Annotated in this window: 23 protein-coding genes; 11 read left to right on the top strand and 12 right to left on the bottom strand. The window is 71.9% G+C overall.

All coding sequences use genetic code 11. The annotated features are described in order from the left end of the window. Position 1: 1 nt before the first annotated feature. Together ACQEVZ_RS38655 and ACQEVZ_RS38650 are read left to right on the top strand one after the other, a co-directional pair. The gene (locus ACQEVZ_RS38655) at positions 2-310 is read left to right on the top strand and encodes a hypothetical protein (RefSeq protein ID WP_433375849.1); all 309 of its coding nucleotides are present in this window, start codon (positions 2-4) and stop codon (positions 308-310) included. Positions 311-317: 7 nt separating this feature from the next. After that, positions 318-2,312 carry a phage tail tape measure protein gene (locus ACQEVZ_RS38650; RefSeq protein ID WP_433375846.1) on the top strand — a complete coding sequence of 665 codons (1,995 nt, stop codon included), beginning with the start codon at positions 318-320 and terminating at the stop codon, positions 2,310-2,312. Here ACQEVZ_RS38650 and ACQEVZ_RS38645 read toward each other — a convergent pair. After that, a complete protein-coding gene (locus ACQEVZ_RS38645; protein WP_433375843.1) occupies positions 2,309-2,722 on the bottom strand; it encodes a hypothetical protein in 414 nt (137 codons plus the stop codon). The genes ACQEVZ_RS38650 and ACQEVZ_RS38645 overlap by 4 nt on opposite strands. 79 nt (positions 2,723-2,801) lie before the next feature. Then, the gene (locus ACQEVZ_RS38640; RefSeq protein WP_433375840.1) at positions 2,802-3,029 is read right to left on the bottom strand and encodes a flavin reductase; all 228 of its coding nucleotides are present in this window, start codon (positions 3,027-3,029) and stop codon (positions 2,802-2,804) included. A gap of 167 nt (positions 3,030-3,196) precedes the next feature. Here ACQEVZ_RS38640 and ACQEVZ_RS38635 point away from each other — a divergent pair, with 167 nt between their 5' ends. Continuing rightward, entirely contained in the window at positions 3,197-3,436 is a 240-nt protein-coding gene (locus ACQEVZ_RS38635; RefSeq protein WP_433375837.1) for a GntR family transcriptional regulator, read from the top strand. Here ACQEVZ_RS38635 and ACQEVZ_RS38630 read toward each other — a convergent pair. From ACQEVZ_RS38630 to ACQEVZ_RS38610, 5 genes are read right to left on the bottom strand one after another with little or no spacing between them, the layout of a single operon-like run. Beyond that, a complete protein-coding gene (locus ACQEVZ_RS38630; RefSeq protein ID WP_433375834.1) occupies positions 3,426-3,677 on the bottom strand; it encodes a hypothetical protein in 252 nt (83 codons plus the stop codon). The genes ACQEVZ_RS38635 and ACQEVZ_RS38630 overlap by 11 nt on opposite strands. Before the next feature lie 8 nt (positions 3,678-3,685). Then, positions 3,686-4,039 carry a hypothetical protein gene (locus ACQEVZ_RS38625; RefSeq protein ID WP_433375831.1) on the bottom strand — a complete coding sequence of 118 codons (354 nt, stop codon included), beginning with the start codon at positions 4,037-4,039 and terminating at the stop codon, positions 3,686-3,688. Continuing rightward, positions 4,036-4,314 (bottom strand): hypothetical protein, encoded by a 279-nt coding sequence (locus ACQEVZ_RS38620; RefSeq protein WP_433375828.1) that lies wholly within the window; start codon positions 4,312-4,314, stop codon positions 4,036-4,038. Before ACQEVZ_RS38620 ends, ACQEVZ_RS38625 begins: the two co-directional genes overlap by 4 nt. Beyond that, positions 4,311-4,637 carry a hypothetical protein gene (locus tag ACQEVZ_RS38615; protein WP_433375825.1) on the bottom strand — a complete coding sequence of 109 codons (327 nt, stop codon included), beginning with the start codon at positions 4,635-4,637 and terminating at the stop codon, positions 4,311-4,313. Before ACQEVZ_RS38615 ends, ACQEVZ_RS38620 begins: the two co-directional genes overlap by 4 nt. Next, positions 4,634-4,996 carry a hypothetical protein gene (locus tag ACQEVZ_RS38610; protein WP_433375822.1) on the bottom strand — a complete coding sequence of 121 codons (363 nt, stop codon included), beginning with the start codon at positions 4,994-4,996 and terminating at the stop codon, positions 4,634-4,636. The genes ACQEVZ_RS38615 and ACQEVZ_RS38610 overlap by 4 nt, the downstream gene beginning before the upstream one ends. Before the next feature lie 256 nt (positions 4,997-5,252). On the opposite strand from ACQEVZ_RS38610, the gene ACQEVZ_RS38605 reads away from it, so the two are divergent. From ACQEVZ_RS38605 to ACQEVZ_RS38595, 3 genes are all read left to right on the top strand, one after another. Further along, positions 5,253-5,996, top strand: coding sequence for a GntR family transcriptional regulator (locus ACQEVZ_RS38605; protein ID WP_433375819.1), 744 nt, complete (start codon positions 5,253-5,255; stop codon positions 5,994-5,996). A 90-nt stretch (positions 5,997-6,086) separates the two neighbouring features. Beyond that, positions 6,087-7,475, top strand: coding sequence for a class I SAM-dependent methyltransferase (locus ACQEVZ_RS38600; RefSeq protein ID WP_433375816.1), 1,389 nt, complete (start codon positions 6,087-6,089; stop codon positions 7,473-7,475). A gap of 95 nt (positions 7,476-7,570) precedes the next feature. Then, complete coding sequence (locus ACQEVZ_RS38595) at positions 7,571-8,473, top strand: NADP-dependent oxidoreductase (protein ID WP_433375813.1); 903 nt, start codon at positions 7,571-7,573, stop codon at positions 8,471-8,473. 575 nt (positions 8,474-9,048) lie between these two features. Here ACQEVZ_RS38595 and ACQEVZ_RS38590 read toward each other — a convergent pair. Both ACQEVZ_RS38590 and ACQEVZ_RS38585 read right to left on the bottom strand, forming a co-directional pair. Further along, the gene (locus tag ACQEVZ_RS38590) at positions 9,049-9,828 is read right to left on the bottom strand and encodes an SGNH/GDSL hydrolase family protein (RefSeq protein ID WP_433375810.1); all 780 of its coding nucleotides are present in this window, start codon (positions 9,826-9,828) and stop codon (positions 9,049-9,051) included. Beyond that, complete coding sequence (locus ACQEVZ_RS38585; RefSeq protein ID WP_433375807.1) at positions 9,828-10,199, bottom strand: winged helix-turn-helix transcriptional regulator; 372 nt, start codon at positions 10,197-10,199, stop codon at positions 9,828-9,830. Before ACQEVZ_RS38585 ends, ACQEVZ_RS38590 begins: the two co-directional genes overlap by 1 nt. A 69-nt stretch (positions 10,200-10,268) precedes the next feature. Here ACQEVZ_RS38585 and ACQEVZ_RS38580 point away from each other — a divergent pair, with 69 nt between their 5' ends. Then, on the top strand, positions 10,269-10,898 hold the full coding sequence (locus tag ACQEVZ_RS38580; protein ID WP_433375804.1) for an NAD(P)-dependent oxidoreductase: 630 nt from the start codon (positions 10,269-10,271) through the stop codon (positions 10,896-10,898). A 74-nt stretch (positions 10,899-10,972) separates the two neighbouring features. Here ACQEVZ_RS38580 and ACQEVZ_RS38575 read toward each other — a convergent pair whose 3' ends face one another. Both ACQEVZ_RS38575 and ACQEVZ_RS38570 read right to left on the bottom strand, forming a co-directional pair. Continuing rightward, the gene (locus ACQEVZ_RS38575) at positions 10,973-11,587 is read right to left on the bottom strand and encodes a hypothetical protein (protein ID WP_344503632.1); all 615 of its coding nucleotides are present in this window, start codon (positions 11,585-11,587) and stop codon (positions 10,973-10,975) included. Between the two features lie 64 nt (positions 11,588-11,651). Next, positions 11,652-12,263 carry a hypothetical protein gene (locus tag ACQEVZ_RS38570; RefSeq protein WP_433375801.1) on the bottom strand — a complete coding sequence of 204 codons (612 nt, stop codon included), beginning with the start codon at positions 12,261-12,263 and terminating at the stop codon, positions 11,652-11,654. 120 nt (positions 12,264-12,383) lie between these two features. Here ACQEVZ_RS38570 and ACQEVZ_RS38565 point away from each other — a divergent pair, with 120 nt between their 5' ends. From ACQEVZ_RS38565 to recQ, 3 genes are all read left to right on the top strand, one after another. Beyond that, entirely contained in the window at positions 12,384-13,463 is a 1,080-nt protein-coding gene (locus tag ACQEVZ_RS38565; protein ID WP_433375798.1) for a hypothetical protein, read from the top strand. Positions 13,464-13,534: 71 nt separating this feature from the next. Then, on the top strand, positions 13,535-13,885 hold the full coding sequence (locus tag ACQEVZ_RS38560; protein ID WP_360569438.1) for a YciI family protein: 351 nt from the start codon (positions 13,535-13,537) through the stop codon (positions 13,883-13,885). 75 nt (positions 13,886-13,960) lie between these two features. Beyond that, positions 13,961-15,799, top strand: coding sequence for a DNA helicase RecQ (gene recQ / locus ACQEVZ_RS38555; protein ID WP_433377223.1), 1,839 nt, complete (start codon positions 13,961-13,963; stop codon positions 15,797-15,799). Between the two features lie 741 nt (positions 15,800-16,540). Here the strand turns inward: recQ and asnB are convergent. Next, positions 16,541-18,445 carry an asparagine synthase (glutamine-hydrolyzing) gene (gene asnB, locus ACQEVZ_RS38550; protein WP_344503665.1) on the bottom strand — a complete coding sequence of 635 codons (1,905 nt, stop codon included), beginning with the start codon at positions 18,443-18,445 and terminating at the stop codon, positions 16,541-16,543. A 400-nt stretch (positions 18,446-18,845) separates the two neighbouring features. On the opposite strand from asnB, the gene ACQEVZ_RS38545 reads away from it, so the two are divergent. Next, the gene (locus ACQEVZ_RS38545; RefSeq protein WP_433375794.1) at positions 18,846-21,011 is read left to right on the top strand and encodes a transglycosylase domain-containing protein; all 2,166 of its coding nucleotides are present in this window, start codon (positions 18,846-18,848) and stop codon (positions 21,009-21,011) included. Positions 21,012-21,033: the final 22 nt, after the last annotated feature.

The raw sequence follows: 21,033 nt of genomic DNA, 5'->3' as shown, positions 1-21,033 counted from the left end.
GGTGCGCACCCTGACGACGGAGCTGCTCCGCACCACCATCCGCGGCGAACGCGCCGTCGCCGAGGTGCCGGTCATCCCCGACGACGCCCCACCCGCGCTCCGCGAAGGCCTGCGCCGGCGCCGGGTAGCCGCAGGACTCGGCCGGTGCCCCTGCGGCGCCACACGCCACATCACACCCGCCATCTGGGCCGCGCTGTGCCAGTCCGACCCCGACCGGCCGACCGGGCACGCACCGTTCAACCACACCGCCGACTGCCCCGCCCACGCCGAGCGTCTCGGCCCCGAAATCGAGCACTGGCAAGGGAAGTAGGGACACGATGGCACTGGTACTCGGCGACCTGTCCGCGGTCATCCGCACCGACGACCGGCCCTTCGAGGAAGGCCTCGACGAGGCGCACAGCAAGTTCGCCAAGTTCGGAAACAAGCTGCAGATGGCCGCATCCGTGATCTCTGCAGCCGCCGGTGCAGCCCTCGTAGCCGGCATCACAAGCGCTATGGAGTTCGACACCGCCAACGACAAGCTCGCCGCCCAGCTCGGCCTCACCGCCGCGGAGAGCGAACGCATGGGCAAGATCGCTGGCGAGCTGTACGCCGGCGCGTACGCCGACTCCATGGGCGAGGTCAACGACGCCATTGCCGCGGTCACCCGCAATCTCGGCCAGCTCGACGACGCCAGCCTGCAGAACATCAGCGGCTCCGCACTCAACCTGGCCTCCACGTTCGGCATCGACGTCGCCGAGTCCACCCGTGCGGTCAGCAAGCTGATCAAGACCGGCCTGGCCGCCGACGCTGAGGCCGCCTTCGACATCATCGCCCGCGGCTTCCAGGGCACCGCCAACGAGGCCGACGACCTCCTGGACACCTTCACGGAATACAGCACCCAGTTCCGGGCGCTGGGTGTCGACGGCAAGCAGGCACTCGGCCTGATCGAGCAAGGGCTGGCCGGCGGCGCCCGCGATGGCGACACGGTGGCGGACACCCTCAAGGAGATCAACGACCGGGTTCTCAACGGCGACGCTGCGGAGGGGTTGAAGGCCATCGGTCTCAACGCCCGGCAGATGGCTGCGGACTTCGCCGCTGGCGGGCCGCGGGCGAACGGGGCGCTCGACACCATCTTTGACCGGCTCCGCACGATCAAGGACCCCGCGGACCGGGCGAAGGTTGCAGCCGAGCTGCTCGGCGAGAAGTGGGTCGACCTGCAGAAGGCCGCGTTCGCTCTCGATCCGTCGTCGGCGGTCAACGCCCTCGGCGAGATCGACGGGGCGAACAAGCAGCTGGGCAAGAGCCTCAGCGACAACGCGACGACACAGCTGAAGCAGCTCAGGAACCAGGTTCAGCTGGCCTTGGTTGAGAAGCTGGCCCAGGCGCTGCCGTTCATCCAGGCGACGTTGGGGTGGCTGAAGGACAACTCCGACTGGGTGGCGCCCGTGGCGATCGGTCTGGGTGTCTTTGCCGGCGCCATCTACGCGGTGTCGGTGGCGATGAAGGCGTGGACCGCCGTCCAGTGGCTGCTGAACACCGCGCTGTTCTCGTCGCCGATTACGTGGATCGTCCTGGCGATCGTGACCCTGGTCGCGATCATCGTGATCATCGCGACGAAGACGACGTGGTTCCAGGACGTGTGGAACGCTGCCTGGGGCTGGATCAAATCGACGGCACTCGATTTCTGGTCGTGGGTCAAAGACGTCCTCTGGCCCGGCATCGTCGGCGTCTTCACGGACCTGTGGACGAGCGCGAAGGCGTTCGGTCAGGTGTTCGTCGACGTGTGGGGCTGGATCAGGAAGACGGGCGAGACCTGGTGGGGCTGGCTGTCCGCCCTCCCTGGCAAGATCCGCGACGCGTTCGTGTCGATCGCGTCCTTCATCACCGCCCCGTTCAGGGGTGCGTTCAACACGATCTCGCGCCTGTGGAACAGCACGATCGGCGCCCTGCACTGGACGGTACCCGGGTGGGTGCCGATCATCGGCGGCAACTCGATCAGCGCTCCGCGGCTGCCTCAGCTGGCGGAGGGCGGGTGGGTGCCCGCCACACCAGGCGGCCGCGTGGTCGTGGCTGGCGAGGGCCGCGAGGGTGAGATCGTCGCGCCGGAGAGCAAGCTCAACGCCCTGCTCGACCGCGCGATCGCTGCTGGCGCCCGCACGGCCGGCGGGCCCGCTGCTGCAGGCGGCTCCGGCGAGCGCGTCCGCGACGTGATCCTGATGGTCGACAACCAGGTCATCGAGCGCGTATCCCTGGCAGCCATCGATCACAACAGCGAGCGCGTCGCCCTGGCCGTGCGCGCCGGCGACAAGTCGCTGACCTTCGCCGACTAGGCGCCCTTCGGATCGGGACAGTTCACCACGGTGGCCGGGTACGGACCCTTGACCCGGCCACCAGTCCGGACGGCGGCCGTCTGCTCATCAGCGACGTACTCAGCGCGGCACACATACGTCTTGTCCGCGGCAGCACGGACCACGGTCACGACCAGGTGCTTGGAGTCGCCAGCGTTCTTGGCCAGCCAGTCGCTGATCGCGGCGCGGGCCCCGTCGACGGTCACGCCCGGGGCGACCAGGTCGGCACCCTGCTTGACGGCGGTCGCGGTGTAGGGCGTCACGGCAGCATCCGACGCAGCAGCTGTCGGCTTGTCGTCGCCGCTCATGGTGAGCACCGCGATCAGCACACCGACGCCGCACAGCACAAGGACGCCGGCGACGGCCAGCAACACAACCTGACGTGCCTTCACATCGACCTCCGTAGTCGTGACCTGCACGCACCGTACAAGGCCGGCGCGAGGGCGACGGTCGACAATCCGACGCTATGGCCTACCGCCGGTAGGCCCAGGAGACGAAACGCTCGTGCAGCTGCTCGACAGGGTCGGCGAGGTCCTCGGTGGCGTCGATCAGGAACAGGGCCAGGACGCCGCGGAGCTGCATGCGCCGGCCCTGGAAGTCCTCGAGGAATATGCGGCGCCGTTCCGGGCATGGCCACGGCTGGCCGCAGCCCGAGCATGTCCAGGTCGGGCGGGCGGGCCGATGGCGGGTGTCGCTCACGGTGTGCTCCCGGCGGCTGGTGGCGTTGGAGGGTGCGCCGCCCGTGACTCGCAGCCGTTCCGCTCTACGAGCGGCGCACCCACGCCTGACCGTAGCCGTGAACGTCCTGCACGTACAGGACGTACCGCACGAACGTCCAGAACGTACAGAAAGTCACGATGTTCGACATGACCGACCCGATGGACCCAACGCCGCTCTACATCCAGGTCGCCGACCTGATCGCGGCCCGCATCGAGGCCGGCGAGCTGCGGCCCCGCGACCCGATCCCGTCCGAGCTGTCCATCCAGCAGGCGTACGGCGTGGCCCGCGGCACCGCCCGCCGGGCGGTAGAAACACTGCGGGACCGTGGCCTTGTGGTCACGATCCCGCAGCGCGGCACCTACGTCGTCGAGCGTCCTACACCCTGATGTCCGGCACCGCCAGGCCGCGATTCAGGCACTCGGCGGCCAGCACGCCGGCGAGCGCGGCCAGGCGGGCGTTGTCGAGCTCGTCGAGCCGGCAGGCCAGCTCGTGGGCGATCCGGGCGGCGTAGGCCCGCCGGCGGGCCGCGGTCGCCGCCGCCGTGCGAGCCGTCCCGTCCACGGTCGGCGTCGACGTGTACCGTGCCGCCTCCGTTGCCGCCGGGGTACAGGCACGCTTGACGCTCACGTCGGCCGTCACCGCGTGCCCGCCCACACGATCGCGGTGTCGAGCAGGTCACGCAGGTGCCGCGCCTCGTCGACGGTCATCTTGGTGCGGACCGGGTCCGGGCTGCGGAAGTCCGACAACTGCACCGTGACGTTCCCGCGACTGTGCTGCAGCAGCATCACCGCAACAGCGTTGCCGTAGGCGGGCATGTCGACGCCGCCGACCTCGTTGGAGTGCAACGGCCAGTTGTCGGGGTGCTGCCCGCTGCACCACAGCGGGTGCCGCCCCGCCGCCGTCACCGCGTCCGCCGCCCGTACAGCGGCCGAGACCTCCGGCAGGAACGCGCCGGCGGTGTAGTCGGCGAACCACGCGTCGGCGCTCACCGTAGACCCGCCTCACGGGCGAGCAGGCCGAGGCCCTCGCCGAGCAGGTCCCGCAGGATCGACGCCTCCAGAATCGTGAACCGGGTGAACGACGTCTCCTCGGCGGTGTGCCGCATCAGGTGCACCTCGGCCGGCTCGCCGGGCTTCTGCTGCAGGTACACGGCGTACGCAAGGTCTCCGGTGAGGTCCAGGTCGGCGCCGACCTGTCCGGAGTGCAGCGGCATCTCTCCGTGCTCCTGGTCGCACCATGCCGGGTGCGGCTGCGGGGCGGTCACGCGGCACCCCAGCTGCCGAGGTGCTTGTCCGCCACGTCCTGCATGACGCCGGCGAGGAACATGCTGACGTCGTAGCGGGCGGCAATCTCCTCAAGCGTGTGCGCAGCAACCCACAGCGCCCACACCGTGTGCTCATCCAGCTCGGCGGGCATGGCGGCCCGCATCGACGCGGCGACCGCTTCAGGGTCACCAGGGTGGAGGATGCGCGCGCCAGCGGCGAACGCAGCGTGAGCGCTGATGTGTAACTGGTCGGCGACCTGCACGACGCCGAGGCCCTGAGCGGTCAGGTGACGCACCTGATCGGCGAGGGTCGGCGCGTTCACCGCTCGCCGCCGAAGTCCGGCGTTGGTGGGTGCGGGCGCTGCGAGTCGTCGGTCAGCAGCACGGCGACGTCGGCGTCGGTGACGTGCTCGACGTCGGGGCCGTCGGTGACGTACCGGACGCCGCGGCCGCACCGGGTGCACACGTCCGCCGGCGGGGGCACGAACGCGGCCAGGGTCGCCGCGATCTCTCGCTCCGACAGCTGCGCGAAGTGCTCCCAGCGCGGCAGCTCAAGCAGCGCGTCGCGGACGTGGTCGACGCCGGCCGCTGCGAGCCACGCCAGGGCGAGGGCGATGATCGGGTGGTCGGCGTACGCGGCCCGGAGGTCGCGCGCTTCTTCGGGACTTGGGACAATGCCCATGGGTCGCCTCCTGGGGCGATCAAGGCCCCTCGGTTGGCGCTGACACCGCCGCCGGGGGCCGTCCATTTTCTGTGGAGGGGCGCAGCGGCAGGGAGTCTCGATGTCGCCGACCGCTGCACCCGTGCACCGATCATGCGTCCAACTGTGAGTCATAGTCAAGGAGTGGGAGTCATATTGGCGAACTGGCGCCATGCGCCTAGACTTCGCCCGAAGAGTGGAAGCGTGACGCACACCGACGTGACAGGAGCCTGTTCAGGTGAACGACGGTCCGGCCTATGGGCGCATGGTCGACGAGTTGCGCGAGGCGATCCGCTCCGGCGAGCTGACGGGACGTCTGCCGTCGCTGATTTCCCTGGCCGACCGGTACGGCGTCGCACCGGCCATCGCACGCAAGGCCGTGGACATCCTGCGCGCCGAGGGACTCATCACCCACACCCGGCAGGGCGCCCGGCCGTACGTCCGTCAGTTCCAGCGGATCACACGTCGCTCGCCGGATCGGCTCTCGCGTGAGCAGTGGGGCGCCGGAAAGGCCATCCAGGACGCAGACACCGGCATCCGTCCGCGGGCGGTCGACGTCACTGTCGGGGAGACACCGGCGCCGCACGACGTCGCCGAGGCCCTGGGCGTGGAGCCTGGCGCACCCGTACTCACCCGCGACCGGCGATTCCTCGTCGAGCAGCGACCGGTGCAGCTCGCGACGAGCTACCTACCGCTCGACTTTGCGGACACCAGGTTGGCCTACACCGACGTGGGCGCCGGCGGAACGTACGCCCGGCTTGCCGAGCTTGGCCACGCGCCGGCACGGTTCGTCGAGCGAGTGACCGCCAGGGTGCCGCGGCCGGACGAGGTCGAGCGGCTCGGGCTGGCCTCCGCGGTCGGCACGGTGGTGCTGGAGATCGTTCGGCACGCCTACACCGATGCGGGCCGGTGCGTGGAAGTCAACCGGATGATCCTCGACGCGACCACCTACGACCTGGAGTACGCGTTTCCCGCTGAGTAGCAGCGGCCTCGGCCGCCGCAGGAACGCGGGGGTCGGTACGGTGGTCATGCCAGCTGATCAGGTCCCGCCCGAGTTGCAGGCTAAGGAACCATGTCTAGCGCCAACCATCAGAACACCAAACGCAACCCCGTCGGCTATGACCGGCGGCAGGCGGCGATCGAGCGGTTCAGCGTCCAGGAGGGGCTGCGGTCCCTCGTGGTGCCGGTGTTCGACACCGCGCACACCGACCGGTTCGCCGAGGTCACCCTCAAGAGCGTCGAGTCCGTGCTCGGCCGCACCCTGACGCCGCACGACACCGTGGTGGCGTGCTCGACACCCGAGGTCGCGGCGATGTATGCCGAGCTCGGTTTCGCGATCGCCGGCGTCGAGGCCGAGCGCGACCCTGTGCCCGACCGGCCGTGGGACGTGCTGCTGCGGCTCGCCGCCGGCGACCCCGCGTGGCGGGAGCTGGCGCACCCCGCGACGCTCGACGTCTTCGACCGGTATCGGCTCGGTGAGCAGGTCGCCCAGGTCGTCAACGATCCGGTCGTCGGCGAGGAGGGCGGCCTCACCACGACCCGTGACTACCGCACCTATGCCGAGGCGTTCGAGGCGAGCGCCGAGCGCAAGTGGGACCTGGTCCGCCGGCACGTGCGGCCCGGCAGGATCGTCGACGTCGGCTGCGGCGCCGGCGCGGTCCTCGCCCTCGCCGACCGGGATCCTGCGCTGCGCGAGAGCGACCTCATCGGCGTCGAGGTCGCCCGTCACCTGTTCGAAGAATGCATGCACCGCAAGGCGCAGGGCTGGTTCACCAACCCCAACGTCTACTTCTACTGCCGCAACGTGCTGGGCGGGGCCGTCTTCGCGCCCCGGTCGGTCGACACGACGCTGACGTTCGCGCTGACGCACGAGATCTGGTCCTACGGGCAGCGGATGGACTCGCTGCGCCGCTTCGCCCAGGCCATCTACGACCACACGGTCCCCGGCGGCGTCTGGATCAACTCCGACGTGTCCGGCCCCGACAACCGCGACCTGCGGGTGCGGCTCGCGCTGCAGGGCGCCGCCGGCGGTCCGCTCGTCGATCTGGACGGCCTGACCCGCGAGGAGATCGCCGCACACGTCGAAGGGCTGCCGACCAGGGCGCGGCTGGACCGGTTCGCCGCCGACTTCCACTTCCCGTTACCGTTCGACGCCCGGGCCGACGGCACCGTCGACATCGCCCTCGGCGACGCGATGGAGTTCCTCACCCACAAGGACTATCCCGACAACTGGCTGTCCGAGGCACACGAGCAGTTCTGCGGGCTGGAGTTCGCCGACTGGAAGGCGCTGCTGACCGACGTGGGCTTCGAGGTCGACGCCGCGTCGCACTCGTGGCGCAACGACTGGATAGTCGAGCACCGGCTCGCCCCGGTCGCGGCGCTCTCGGACCAGGACGGGACGCCGCGGCCGTGGCCCGACACGCACGTCCTGCTGGTGGCCCGCCGGCCACTCAACACCTGACCCGCCGGGCGGGCCGTTCGACCATTGAACCGGCGGTTGCGGGGTATCGGGCCCAGCGGCCGCGCAGCACGTACACCACCATCGGAGGGGCACCCGTGAAAGCGTTGCGGTATTCCGAATACGGGCCGTCGAGCGTCCTGCACGTCGTCGACGTCGACCCGCCGCAGCCCGGGCCGGGGCAGGTCAGGATCGCGGTGCGGGCGGTGGGCATCAACCCGTTCGACTGGAAGGTCCGCAGCGGCCTGTTCGGCGACACGACACCGACCCGGCTGCCGGTGATCCCGCACGGCGACGTGTCGGGTGTCGTCGACGCCGTCGGCCCGGGGGCGGACGCGCAGGTCGGCGACGAGGTCTTCGGGCTCGCGGCCGGTGGCGGCGCCGCCGAGCACGCCGTCATGAAGCTGTGGGTGGCCAAGCCGGCGGCGATGTCGTTCGAGGAGGCGGCCGGGCTGCCCGGTGTCGTCGAGTCGGCCGGCCGCGCGCTCGCGCTGCTCGGTCTCGAGAAGGGGCAGACGCTGGTCGTCAACGGCGCCGCCGGCGGCGTCGGCATCGCCGCGACCCAGCTCGCGGTCGCCCGCGGGGCCACGGTCATCGGCACCGCCAGCGAGCGCAACCACGAGTTCCTGCGCTCGATCGGCGCCATACCCGTCACGTACGGCGAAGGCATGCCCGACCGCATCCGCGCCGCCGCGCCACAGGGCGTGGACGTCGCCCTCGACACCGCGGGGCGCGGCGCGGTCGCGCAGCTGATCACGCTGACGCCCGCGCCGTCCGACGTGGTCAGCCTCGTGGACTTCGACGCACCGACGCTCGGCGCCCGGGTCACGGACGGCTCGGAGGGCCGCGCCTGGCAGACCCTGGAGGAGGCCGCCGAGCTGTACCGCCAGGGCCGCTTCACGATGCCGGTCGAGCGGGTGTTCCCGCTGTCGGAGGGCGCCGCCGCCCACGACCTGAGCCAGTCCGGCCACGTCCGCGGCAAGGTGATCCTGGTCCCCTGACCGAGCGGCGAACCCACCCGGCGCGGCGGGTGCCCTGACCGGCCGGGCCGCTGCCCACCCGGCACTCCGACTGTGCCGTCCGTCCACTCGTCAGCACCACCAACAGCTCCGCATGCTCCGCGGTGCCGGCCGCGCCGGGCCGGTTCCTCAAGGCTGCACCGGCCGCGCCGGGCCGGTCGCTCAAGGCTGCACCGGGCCGCCGGTCCGGTTGGTCGAGGCGAGCCGGGCTGGGACGGTTGCTTGAGGGCGAGACGAAGGGGTGAGCCGCGCCGGCGGTGGCTGCTTGTGGCGACATGGCCGGGTGGCCGGCGGCGCTTCTTTGTTCCGTGGGTGGGCGCGATCCGCAACCCACCGCGTCGTGACCCGCTCCGTGGGAGGTGGTCCGGCCGGTGGACGGCGGCACCGCTCGCCACGGCGCCCGGAGGCACCGTGGCGGGGCACGGACCGCGAGACGACGATGCGGCAGCTCGGACGCGGTTCACGTCTGCGATGGGTCAGACACCGGGAAGGATCAAGCCGGGGATCTTGGCCGGAGCGCCGGGATCCAGGGCGCGGCGGGCGGGGGTTGTGGCGGGTCAGGCGTCCGGGAGGTCGACCGGGGACGGGTCGGGGCGTTTCGGGAAGCGGTCGTCGCCGGAGGACTTGCCGCGCAGGTGACGGCCGAGCCAGGGCAGCAGGTGGCGGCGGCCCCAGGCGAGCTCCGCCCGGAGCACCTCGTGCCGGCGGCGCAGCGGAGGGGACGGCAGCGGCGAGGTCCACGACTCGTCGGTGCCGGGCAGGCCGGCGGCGTGGGCGAGGGCGGCGGCGATGCGTTCGTGGCCGGCGCTGTTGGCGTGCAGGCGGTCGTCGCTCCACAGGCGCGGGTCGGACGCGACCGGGTACGCGCCGAGGTCCAGCAGGATCGCCCCGCTGGCGGCGCACGCGTCGCGGATCGCGGTGTTGAGGGCGAGGACCCGGCCGCGCAGCGGCTTCGCGATCGGCATGACCGGGGCGGGGTCGGGCAGCGTGAACGTGATGACCGTGGCGCCGCCGCCGATCAGGGCCTTCTGCATGGCGAGGAGGTCACCGGCGACGGCGGCGACGTCGAAGGAGCCGCGCAGGATGTCGTTCATGCCGGCGACGACGGTGGCGAGGTCGGGCGCGAGGTCGAGGGCCGGCCGGAGCTGCTCGGCGCGGATGCGGGCGGTGGTGCGGCCGCGGATGGCCAGGTTCGCGTACTCGAGCCGGTGGCCGGGCTGTGCGCGGGCGACGTGCGCGGCGAAGCGGTCCGCCCAGCCGCGGTAGCCGCCGGCGCCGTCCGGGTCGTCCATGCCTTCGGTGGTGCTGTCCCCGATCGCCACGTACCGGTGGAACATCACGCGCTCCTGCTGGCGTACTGCTCGCGGGCGTCGAGCACCTCCGGAAGGTGTTCGACGGCCCAGGCCCGGCAGGCGGCCATCGCGGGGAACAGCGTCCGCCCGAGCGGCGTCAACGCGTACTCGACGCGCGGCGGCACCTCGTCGTACGCGGTACGGGTGATCATGCCGTCGCGTTCGAGGGCGCGGAGGGTCTCGGCGAGCACCTTGGCGGAGACGCGGTGCATCGGCACGCGCAGCTCGGAGAAGCGGCGCGGCCCGTCCTCGAGGCAGACGAGGACCATCCCGGCCCACTTGTCGCCGATCTGGAACGGCGTGGCGTTCGACGGGCACGCGGGGTCGAACAGGTCGCGCGGCAGTGGCTCGCTCACGCAGCCGAACGTAGCGTACGCCTCGGTTACCTTGCAGTTACCGACGTCTCCCGCCCTATGGTCGCCGGCATGACCTCATTGGTGGTGTTCGGAGCGGGTGGGCGGGCAGGCCGGCGGATCACGGCGGCGGCGAGGGATCGAGGGCTGCGGGTGACACCGGTGGTACGGGATCCGGCACGGCACCCGGACGTCGCGGGCGCGGTCGCCGGCGACGTCACGGACGCGGACGCGGTGGCGGCCGTCGCCGCGGGGCACGACGTCGCGGTCAGCGCGATCTACACGGCCGACATCGACCCCACGGACCTGTACGGCGCCGGCACCCGCTCCCTCCTGGACGGCCTCACCCGGGCCGGCACGAAGCGGCTGCTGGTCGTGGGGCTGGCGACGACCCTCGACGGTCCGGACGGTGTGAAGCTGTACGAGGCGGAGTCCTTCCCCGACGCCTACCGCCCGTTCTCGCTGGGCCGGGTTGCCGAGCTGTCCGCGCTGCGCGAGGGCTCCCTGGACTGGGTGGTGTTCACGCCGACGAAGGAACTGGTCGACACCCCCGGCACCGGCGCGTACGAGGTCACCACCGACGGCCGTATCGCGGAAGGCACCACGACCTACGCGGACCTGGCCACGGCCATCCTCGACGAGGTGACCTCCCCGGCCCACCACCGCACCCAGCTCACCATCCGGACCCGGACCACCCCCTGACCCAGCACCGGCCGGCCCGCCCGCATCCCGCGAGCAGGGCCGCGCCGGCGGTCAGGTCGGGCGACCACGACGCCTCACGACTGGGCGAAGGCCTCGAACCGTTCGGCGACGCCGGCGAGGTCGTCCTGCACCGTCTCGCCCCGCTCCTCGCCCACGACGGTCTCCAGCTTCCAGCTGCGCTGGCCCGGCACGTACGTGACGCGGATCGACGACCCGTCCTCCCGCCACAGCACGGCGGAGCGGTTGTCCGCGTCGAGCCGGCCGAGGAAGTCGCGGATGTCGTCACCGGTCGGGTGGTGCGCGAGCGAGCCGTCCTCGGTCGAGAGCCGGGGCACCGGCACCCTCAGCAGCCTGCGCGGCTGCCACAGCGCCGCGGGCTGGTGCCGGCCGGGGCGCTGGAAGCAGAGCAGCTCGCACTCGTCGGCCACCCGGTGCACGAGGTCGAGCGCGGCCTCCGGCGTCTCCGGCTGCAGGCTGAGCAGCACGTGCGTGTCGGCCGCGACGACCGGACCGGCCCACCACGCGGCGTCGACGCCGGCCAGCACCTCGCGGTGAAACTTCTCGATCCCGGGGTCCGCCGCGGCCCATCCGGTGTCGCCGCGCCGCAGCGCCTCGAAGCGGTCGACGCCCTGCTCAACGGTGATCGGCCGGGCCTCGAACCAGACACCGACCTCGATCAGCTCTGCCATGGAAGACCACCGTACGGAAGCGCCAGAAACCGGCGCAACTCAGCCACGCAGAGTCTCCGGTCGATCACCCGGGTCGTTCGTCTCCCGAACCCGGCCCGGCGGCGGTCCGCAGCGCGATCAGGTCGGCGAGTCCGGCCGCGTCCGGCGTGGCGAACGGCAGCACCCCGCCGTCGCGCAGCACCACCTCGATGACGTCGAACGGCAGTACACCCACCTTGCCCCAGTCGGTCACCCGGGTCGGGCGGGCCTGCCGTACCGACGCGATGTCCACCCACGAGACGAGGATCGGCGCCCGGCGCGGACGGCAGCCCTCCGCCCGGTGCCCGGCCACGCCCTCGCGCAGCCGTGACCGGCGCACCTCGACCAGGAGCCCGAGCGGCTGCGGGGTGAGGCGCACCGGCACACCCGCGCCGAACAGGAACGCCGCGCCGACGCCGACCTCCCACAGCCCGACGGCGCTGTCCAGCGCCAGGTGCCCGGCCCACACCTGCGCTCCGCCCGCGTGCGCCGCCCGCTGCCGGTGACGGCTCCGCCACTGTCCGGCCAGCACCGGCGTGACCATGCCGGCGCACACGATGGCGAACAGCGCGATCGCCTTCCACAACCCGGCGAGCAGCAACACCACCGGGACCGCCAGGGCGAGGGCGGCCCACCGCGGACGCCCCCGGTCCCCCACCCCGCCATGGTGACGCACTCCGGACCCGTCCCGGCCTCGGCGAACGCTCCCGCCCCGGCCACCTCACGTCAAATACCGCCCGGGGTTTGTGCTCCGGCAGGCGGAGCGTGAGGATGGACCATGCTTTCGACCCTGGTCACCCAGCCGGCGGCACCGCCCACCACCGCGTCGACGCTCCCGCCGGCGCGGGACGTGACCGGGGTCCGGCGGGTGAGGGTCGTGCTCAGCGCCGTGGTCGCGAGCATCGCGCTGCTCGTCCTCACCGGGTGCGGGTCCGAGGACCCGGGCGCCGCGCAGACCGCCCAGCCCGCCCGGTCGGGCAGTGGCGTGGGCAGCGCCTCGGCGGGACTCTCCACGCCCTCCGCGGCGGCCAGCCCGTCCCCGTCGGGCGTGGCCACGGTCGCGGTGCCGGCCGGGGTGACGGCGGGGATCGTGATCTTCGACCGGCAGCAGGGGGCGTTCGTTGTACAGCAGAAGGCGAGCTGGCGCTTCAGGTCGGCGTCACTGGTGAAGCTGCTGATCGCGCTGGACTACTTCTGGGCCAAGGGTCCGTCGTACACCGTGCCGGCGGCCGACAAGCCGAAGCTCGACGTGATGCTGCGCAGCAGCGACGACAGCGCGGCGACGGGGCTGTGGAAGGCCAACGGGCAGCGGGAGATCGTGACCCGGATGGTGCAGCGGCTCGGGTTGCAGGACACCGCGCCGCCGCCGGTGAGCCAGCCGGGCTACTGGGGGTACACCGCCGTGAGCGCGGGCGACCTGGTGCGCGTCTACCAGTTCATCCTCGACAAGGCGCCGGCGCCGGTGCGCGACTACATCATGGGCAACCTGCACGCGTCGACGAAGTGCGGCACCGACAAGTACGACCAGTCGTTCGGCATCCCGAGCACGTTCAGCAAGCCGTGGTCGGCGAAGCAGGGATGGTCCGGTTTCGGTGACAACCCGGCCACGCCGTGCGCCGCGCCGGCCGCGTATCAGCCCTCCGCGCCGGGGCAGTTCGTCGGTGTCGCCGCGCCGCCGAACGCGCCGGACATGAGCGGCGAGGTCCTGCACACGACGGGCACGGTCGGCGACGGCGACCGGTACATCGTCGCGGTGCTGTCCGTGCATCCGAACGGCACCCAGTTCGCGAAGGCGGCGACGACCCTGACCAAGCTGACCCGGTCGCTGCCCCTGCCGGCCGCGGTGAAGAATTCCTGAGAGACGTGTAGAGCACCGCGCGGCGGCTCCGACCAGTCGGTGCGAGCACCCGACGACAGAGGAGCGTTCCCGTGAAGTACCTGCTGCTGATCCACATGAACCCGGACGTCTGGGCGACGCTGACGCAGGCGGACGTCGACGAGGTGATGGCCGGGCACGAGCGGTTCATCGCCACGATCACCGAATCGGGTGAGATGGTGAGCACCCACGCCCTGGCCGACCCGAAGGACAGCGCGGTGGTCCGGATCAGGGCCGGCGCGGAGACGGTGACCGACGGGCCGTACGTGGAGGCCAAGGAGTTCCTCGCCGGCTTCTACCTGGTCGAGTGCGAGTCGAAGGAGCGGGCGGTGGAGCTCGCCGCGATGATCCCCGACGCGAAGTGGAACGCCATCGAGGTGCGCCCGATCGTGTTCAGCCAGTAGTCAGATCGTCCACCGGCCGTCACGGCGGCGATTCTTGTCGGTCGCCGCTCGTAGAATCGCCGCGTGGACAGCACCGTGGGGGTTGAGACGGCCGGGCCGGCGATCGAGGTCCTGCGCCGGGTGTTCGGTTATGACACGTTCCGGGGCAGCCAGCAGGAGATCATCGAGCACGTCATCGGCGGTGGCGACGCGCTCGTGCTGATGCCGACCGGCGGCGGCAAGTCGCTGTGCTATCAGATCCCGGCGCTGGTCCGCGAGGGCACGGCGGTGGTGATCTCGCCGCTGATCGCGCTGATGCAGGACCAGGTCGACGCGCTGACGGCGCTGGGTGTGCGGGCCGGGTTCGTCAACTCGACGCTCGACTTCGACAGCCGCCGGGCGGTCGAGGCCGCGTTCGTCGGCGGCGAGCTCGACCTGCTGTATCTCGCGCCGGAGGCCCTCGCGTCCCCGCAGACGATGCGGCTGCTGGAGCGCGGGAAGATCGGGCTGTTCGCGATCGACGAGGCGCACTGCGTGTCGCAGTGGGGGCACGACTTCCGGCCCGACTACCTCAACCTGTCGGTGCTGCACGAGCGGTGGCCCGACGTGCCGCGGATCGCGCTGACGGCGACCGCGACGACGGCCACCCACAAGGAGATCGCCACCCGGCTGGGGCTGACCGGGGCGCGGCACTTCGTGTCGAGCTTCGACCGGCCCAACATCCAGTATCGGATCGTGCCGAAGCAGGAGCCGCGGCGGCAGCTGCTGGAGCTCCTGCGCACCGAGCACCGCGACGACGCCGGCATCGTCTACTGCCTGTCCCGCGCCAGCGTGGAGAAGATCGCCGAGTTCCTGAAGGACAACGGCATCTCGGCGCTGCCCTACCACGCAGGGCTCGACGCCCGGACCCGCGCCGACAACCAGGCCCGGTTCCTGCGGGAGGACGGTCTGGTCATGGTCGCGACGATCGCGTTCGGGATGGGCATCGACAAGCCCGACGTGAGGTTCGTCGCGCACCTGGACCTGCCGAAGTCGGTGGAGGGCTATTACCAGGAGACGGGCCGGGCCGGGCGGGACGGCCTGCCGTCCAACGCGTGGCTGGCCTATGGCCTGCAGGACGTCGTCCAGCAACGCAAGATGATCGAAGGCTCGGAGGGCGACGCGGCGCACCGGCGGGGGCTGGGCCGGCACCTCGACGCGATGCTGGCGCTGTGCGAGACGGTCGAGTGCCGGCGGGTGCAGCTGCTGGCCTATTTCGGGCAGCAGAGCAAGCCGTGCGGCAACTGCGACACGTGCCTGAGCCCGCCCGAGTCATGGGACGGCACGGTGCCGGCGCAGAAGCTGCTGTCGACGGTGTACCGGCTGCAGAAGGAGCGCAACCAGAAGTTCGGCGCCGGGCAGTGCATCGACATCCTGCTCGGCAAGAAGACCGACAAGGTCGTGCAGTGGCACCACGACGAGCTGACCGTGTTCGGGGTCGGCGCCGACCTGCGGGAGGCGGAGTGGCGGGCGGTGGTGCGGCAGCTGCTCGCGCAGGGCCTGCTCGCCGTCGAGGGTGACTACGGCACGCTGGTGCTCACCGACGACAGCGCGGAGGTGCTCGGCCGGCGGCGGCAGGTGATGCTGCGCCGGGAGCCGGAGCGGCCCGTGTCGGCGGCGAAGGTCGCCAAGCAGCGCGGCGCGGCCGCGGCGACGGAGCTGCCGGCGGAGGCGGCGCCGCTGTTCGAGCGGCTGCGTGCGTGGCGTTCGGCGACGGCGAAGGAGCAGAGCGTCCCGGCGTATGTCATCTTCCACGACGCGACGCTGCGGCAGATCGCCACGGAGGCCCCGGCGACCCTGGCGCAGCTGTCGACGATCAGCGGTGTCGGGGAGAACAAGCTCGCCAAGTTCGGCCAGCAGATCCTCGACGCCATCCGCGAGCCGGACCCGTCGTGATCAGCGCTGCGGCCCGCGTCTCCCCGCGGACGACACCCGCTCTGCTGCGGGGAGGTGCGGGTGGCGGACCGGCGGGCGGACCGGCGGTGGCTCGCCGCGCGGGACCAGGTGGTGGCCCGGTGCGCGTGTGATGCCGGCGGCCTGGCACGGGAGCTGAGGTCGCCGGGAGACCACCGGGAGGAGCGTTCCCGCTGGTCCGCGGTCGCTTGGAGCGACGCCGACGCCCACGCGGTCGGGCGCGCAGCGCGGTCCAGCGACGAGCGGTCGGCGCCACGCGGTCAGGCTTCATGCGGCCCAGCGCCAAGCGGTCGGGCGTCATTCGGCGTGGTGCCATGCCGTCCAGCGCCATGCGGTCCAGCCGCACGCGATCGGGCGCACACGATCGGACAACACACGGTCCAGCGCACACTGTCCACACGATCCAGCGTCCATGCGGTCCAGCGCCATGCCGTCCAGCACGCACGCGGTCGGACGCCGCACACGGTCGGACAACGCACACGGTCCAGCGGCCACACAGTCCAGCGGACATGGTCCATCGCGCACAGAGTCCAGGCCCCGGTCCACCGCGGGCACAGTCGGCGCGCACGATCCAGCGGCCACACAGTCCAGCGCCCCCACACGGACCGGCACGCACGTGGGCCAGCACGCAGGACAGCGGCCGCTCGGTTGAGGACGCACGCGGGCCGGTGCGCGCAGGGCAGCGCGCGCACGGTCCGGCGTGTGTGTCGCGGGTGGTGGGCGTCAGATGGCGCGGGCGGGGCGGGGGCGGCGTTCGGGCAGTGTGGGGACGACCGAGCCGTCGACGAAGATGCCGTGCCACAGGCAGAACGTCAGCAGGATCCACAGTTTGCGGGCGTTGTCGGCGTCGCCGCGTTCGTGCTGGGTGAGCAGCTCGTGGGCGTACTTGAGGTCGATCAGGTGGCCGGCGCCCGACGTGGACAGGACGTGGTGGGCCCATTCCGCGAGCTCCGTGCGCAGCCAGCGCCGGGCCGGGGTCGGGAAGCCGAGCTTCGGACGGTCGGTGATGAAGTCCGGCACGATGCCCGCGAGGGCCCGGCGCAGCGCGTACTTGGTGGTGCGGCCGCGGGGTGGCACCTTCAGCCGGTCGGGCAGCCGGGACAGGACCTCGAACACGCCCTTGTCCAGGAACGGCACGCGCAGCTCCAGCGAGTGAGCCATCGACATCCGGTCGGCCTTGGTCAGGATGTCGCCGGGCAGCCACGTGTTGATGTCGATGTGCTGCATGGTGGTGAGGTCGTCGAGGTCCGCGGCCTCGGCGTAGAGCGCCGCGGTCACGTGCGGGTGGCCCACCCCCGGGCCGCCCAGGAGGATCCGGGCCTTCTCCTCGTCACCGAGGACGCGGGCGTTGCCGAAGTACCGCGTCTCGATCGGCGTCGTGGCCCGCAGCAGGTAGCTCTTGCCCTTGACACCGTCGGGGACCGCACGGGCCAGGGCGCGCAGGCCGCGCTGGATCGGTGCGCCGAGGCGGCGCACCGGTGCGAGGGAACGCGGCTCCCCGTAGATGGTGTAGCCGCCGGCGAGCTCGTCCGCGCCCTCGCCCGACAGCACCACGGTGACGTGTTCGGCCGCCGTCTGCGCCAGGAAGTACAGCGGGACGATCGACGGGTCGGCGACCGGATCGCCCAGGTGCCAGATGATGCGCGGCAGCGCCACCATCACCTGCTCGGGATTGACGATGGTGGGCACCAGGTCGACGCCGAGGTGGCGGGCGGACTGCTCGGCCACGTCGAGCTCGGAGTACGCGGTGGCGGTGTCGAAGCCGGCGGTGAAGGCGCGCAGGCGTGGGTGGACCTCGGCGGCGAGCGCGACGATGGCGGTCGAGTCGATCCCGCTGGACAGGAACGCGCCGACCGGGACGTCCGCCCGCAGGTGGCATCGCACGCTCTCCCGCAGCGCGTCGCGCAGTTCGTCCACAATGGACTGCTCGGTGACCGCCGGGTCCGGCCGGAACTTCGGCCGGTTGAGACGCCGGACCACCGGCGGGTAGCCGAGGGCGCGGGTGAGCAGCCCGCCGCTGGGCAGCCGCGCGATGTGCCGGTGCAGGGTGTACGGCTCGGGCACGTACTGCATCGTCAGGTAGAGCGACAGTGCGGTCTGGTCGAGCTCGCCGCCGGCGACCCCCAGCAGCGGCGCCTTCTCGCTCGACAGCCACAGCCCGTCGACGGTCGGCAGGTAGTACAGCGGCTTGATCCCGAACTGGTCCCGCGCCGCGTGCACCGTCTCGGTGGCCTCGTCCCAGAGGGCGAACGCGAACATGCCGCGGAGCCGGCCGAGCGCGGCCTCGCCCCAGTAGTGGTAGGCGGCGGCGACCACCTCGCTGTCCCCGCCCGTGGCGAACTCCGCGCCGTGCACGCGGATCAGTTCCTCGCGCAGTGCCTCGAAGTTGTAGATCTCGCCGTTGAAGACCAGCGTCCACCGGCCCGCGTCCGGCCCGCTCGGCGGGTACCGCAACGGCTGCCGGCTGCCTTGCACGTCGATGATGGCGAGCCGTTTGAAACCGGCCGCCACGCCTTGTCCGGCCTTCTCCAGGGCCATGTCGTCGGGGCCGCGGTGGTCGAGCAACTCGAGTTGCCGTTCCACCAGTCCGAGGGTCTCTGGGGAGATGGCGAAGTCCCCCACGTACATCAGGAAGCCGCACATGGCGTCGTTTCCCTTCGGTCGCCTCGCGTGGCAGCGGTGTCGGGCCGTGGACCGCTCTGTCGGCGGTCGCCCGTGAGCCGTCGCCGGTGAGCTCCCGCCGGCACCGGCTGAGCCCCCGCTCGAACGGCCACAGTGCGCCGCGCGATCCAGCCGAACAGAGGCTGCCGGGTCCGGGCGCCCGATTGCCCGGCCGTCATCCGATCCCTCCTCACCAGGGGGATCGCCGGCCCGCGGAGGGGTGAACCCCGCCCCGGGGTGACGATCGGGGCGGGCGGGCACTCCCGCCGTTTGGCCCTGCACCCCCCGGGTAGCGGCGCGCCGGTCACATCGGTCCACGTCGGATCGGCGGCTAGCGAACCACCCGTTGTCTCCTGGGGAGAAGCCAATGCGCCTCGTCCGCGCCCGAAGCCGACCCGCGCACAGCGCCAGCAGCCGCCGTGCGAAAGCCGGGGCGCCGAGCCGCTCAGCACGCTGGCTCCGGGGGTTCGGCCGGCTCCTGCTGTGCGGCGTCATCTCGGGTCTGGTCGTGGCCGCCGGTGTACTGCCGCTCGCGTTCATCGGCGGCTCCACGGTGAACGCGAGCCGTGACGTCTGGACGAACCTCCCGGCGGACCTGGCGCTGCCACCGCCGCCGCAGGCCACCTACGTCTACGCCAACGACGGCAAGACGCTCATCACCACGTTCTACGACGAGAACCGCAAGGACGTGCCGCTGGACCAGATCGCACCGGTGCTCCAGCAGGCCGTCGTCGCGGCCGAGGACACCCGCTTCTACCAGCATCAGGGTGTCGACGGCAGGGGCGTCCTGCGCGCGCTGGTCTCCAACGGCAGGGGCAACGCCCAGCAGGGCGCCTCGACGCTGACGATGCAGTACGTGCGCAACGTGCTGAAGAACGACCCGACCCTGTCGCCGCAGCAGCGGGTCGACTCGCTCGCCGACACGCCCGCCCGCAAGGTGCGCGAGATGCGCTACGCGACGAAGCTGGAACAGCACCTGAGCAAGCAGGACATCCTCCAGGGCTACCTGAACATCGCCTACTTCGGTGCCGGCGCCTACGGCATCTACGCCGCCAGCCAGACGTACTTCGGCAAGTCGGCCCTGGAGCTGACGCTGCCCGAGGCGGCGCTGCTCGCCGGGCTGCTGCAGTCCCCCGACGGCGACAACCCGATCAGCGGCGACCGCGACGCGGCCCTGCGGCGCCGCGCCTACACGCTCGACTCGATGGCGAAGATGAAGATGATCAGCGCCGCGGACGCCACCGCGGCGAAGGGCCAGGAGCTGAAGATCAACGAGCGCGACCTGCCCAACAACTGCGTGTCCGTCCCGCGGGAGCACAACGACTGGGGCTTCTTCTGCGACTACTTCCGCCAGTGGTGGGGCAGCCAGCCCGAGTTCGGCGCCACCCGCGCCGACCGCGACGAGGCGCTGCGCACCGGCGGCTACACCGTGGTCACCTCGCTCGACCCGGGCATCCAGGCGGCCACGCTCAACCAGTCCCTGAGCGTCTACGGCTACGGCAGCGCGCGGTCGATGCCGACGGCCGTCGTCACCCCCGGCACCGGCCGGGTCCTGGCGATGGCCGTCAACCGCCACTACAGCCTGGAACCCAACCCGCCCCAGCATCCGCTGTTCCCGAACACCGTCAACCAGCTCATCGCGGGCGGTGGTGGCGTCGCCGGGTATCAGGCGGGTTCGACGTTCAAGATGTTCACCATGCTCGCCGCGCTCGACGCGGGCATGCCGTTGAGCACCAACTTCAACTCACCGAGCCGGATAGCGACCGTGTGGCCGGCCAGCGGCCCGGGCAGCTGCGGGGGCAGGTGGTGCCCGGGGAACGACTCCCCGAGCTGGATGAACGGGAACCGGACGATGTGGAACGGCTTCGGCCGTTCGGTCAACACCTACTTCGTCTGGCTCGAACAGCAGATCGGCGCGCGCCGCGTGGTCGAGATGGCGCAGCGGCTCGGCATCACGTTCCGCTCCGCCGAGGACGCGGCGATGGCGGCCAAGGCGGACCAGTGGGGAGCGTTCACCCTCGGCGTCGCCTCGACCACACCGCTCGACCTCGCCAACGCCTACGCGGCGGTCGCCGCCGGCGGCCTGTACTGCCAGCCGCTGCCGGTGCTGTCGATCACCGACTCCAACGGCAAACCGGTCGACGCCGCCGCCCCGAAGTGCCGGCAGGCGGTCAGCCCCGACGTGGCGGCCGCCGCGACCGACGCGGCACGGTGCCCGGTCAGCCGGTCCTCGGCGTACGGCAAGTGCGACGGCGGCACGGCGGAGAACGTGTCCGGCATCCTGGGCGGCCGCCCGGTCGCGGGCAAGACCGGCAGCTCCGAGTACAACTCGACCGAGACGTTCGTCGGCTTCACCCCGCAGATCGCGGCGGCCGGCATCGCGGTGAACGTGGACAACCCGAACGACCACGTGGGCAGCGGCGTCTCCGGCTCGGTCAACGCCGCCGTCGCGCAGACCATGGCGAGCGCGCTGCGCGGCCAGCCGGCCCAGGCGTTCCGGCCACCCAGCCGGGTACGCGCACTGGGCCGCTGACCGCGAGCCGCTGACGGCCGTG

It is taken from the genome of Dactylosporangium sp. CA-152071 (assembly GCF_050936335.1).
GTDB lineage: Bacteria > Actinomycetota > Actinomycetes > Mycobacteriales > Micromonosporaceae > Dactylosporangium > Dactylosporangium maewongense.
Note: the sequence above shows the minus strand (reverse complement) of the source record. Positions and strands in the feature narration are given on the sequence as shown.

Bases quoted from the DNA above. Each gene is read 5' to 3' on its own strand.
- ACQEVZ_RS38650 (WP_433375846.1), top strand. From the start codon at position 318: ATGGCACTGGTACTCGGCGACCTGTCCGCGGTCATCCGCACCGACGAC.
- ACQEVZ_RS38635 (WP_433375837.1), top strand. From the start codon at position 3,197: ATGACCGACCCGATGGACCCAACGCCGCTCTACATCCAGGTCGCCGAC.
- ACQEVZ_RS38610 (WP_433375822.1), bottom strand. From the start codon at position 4,996: ATGGGCATTGTCCCAAGTCCCGAAGAAGCGCGCGACCTCCGGGCCGCG.
- ACQEVZ_RS38600 (WP_433375816.1), top strand. From the start codon at position 6,087: ATGTCTAGCGCCAACCATCAGAACACCAAACGCAACCCCGTCGGCTAT.
- ACQEVZ_RS38590 (WP_433375810.1), bottom strand. From the start codon at position 9,828: ATGTTCCACCGGTACGTGGCGATCGGGGACAGCACCACCGAAGGCATG.
- ACQEVZ_RS38580 (WP_433375804.1), top strand. From the start codon at position 10,269: ATGACCTCATTGGTGGTGTTCGGAGCGGGTGGGCGGGCAGGCCGGCGG.
- ACQEVZ_RS38575 (WP_344503632.1), bottom strand. From the start codon at position 11,587: ATGGCAGAGCTGATCGAGGTCGGTGTCTGGTTCGAGGCCCGGCCGATC.
- ACQEVZ_RS38565 (WP_433375798.1), top strand. From the start codon at position 12,384: ATGCTTTCGACCCTGGTCACCCAGCCGGCGGCACCGCCCACCACCGCG.
- asnB (WP_344503665.1), bottom strand. From the start codon at position 18,445: ATGTACGTGGGGGACTTCGCCATCTCCCCAGAGACCCTCGGACTGGTG.
- ACQEVZ_RS38545 (WP_433375794.1), top strand. From the start codon at position 18,846: ATGCGCCTCGTCCGCGCCCGAAGCCGACCCGCGCACAGCGCCAGCAGC.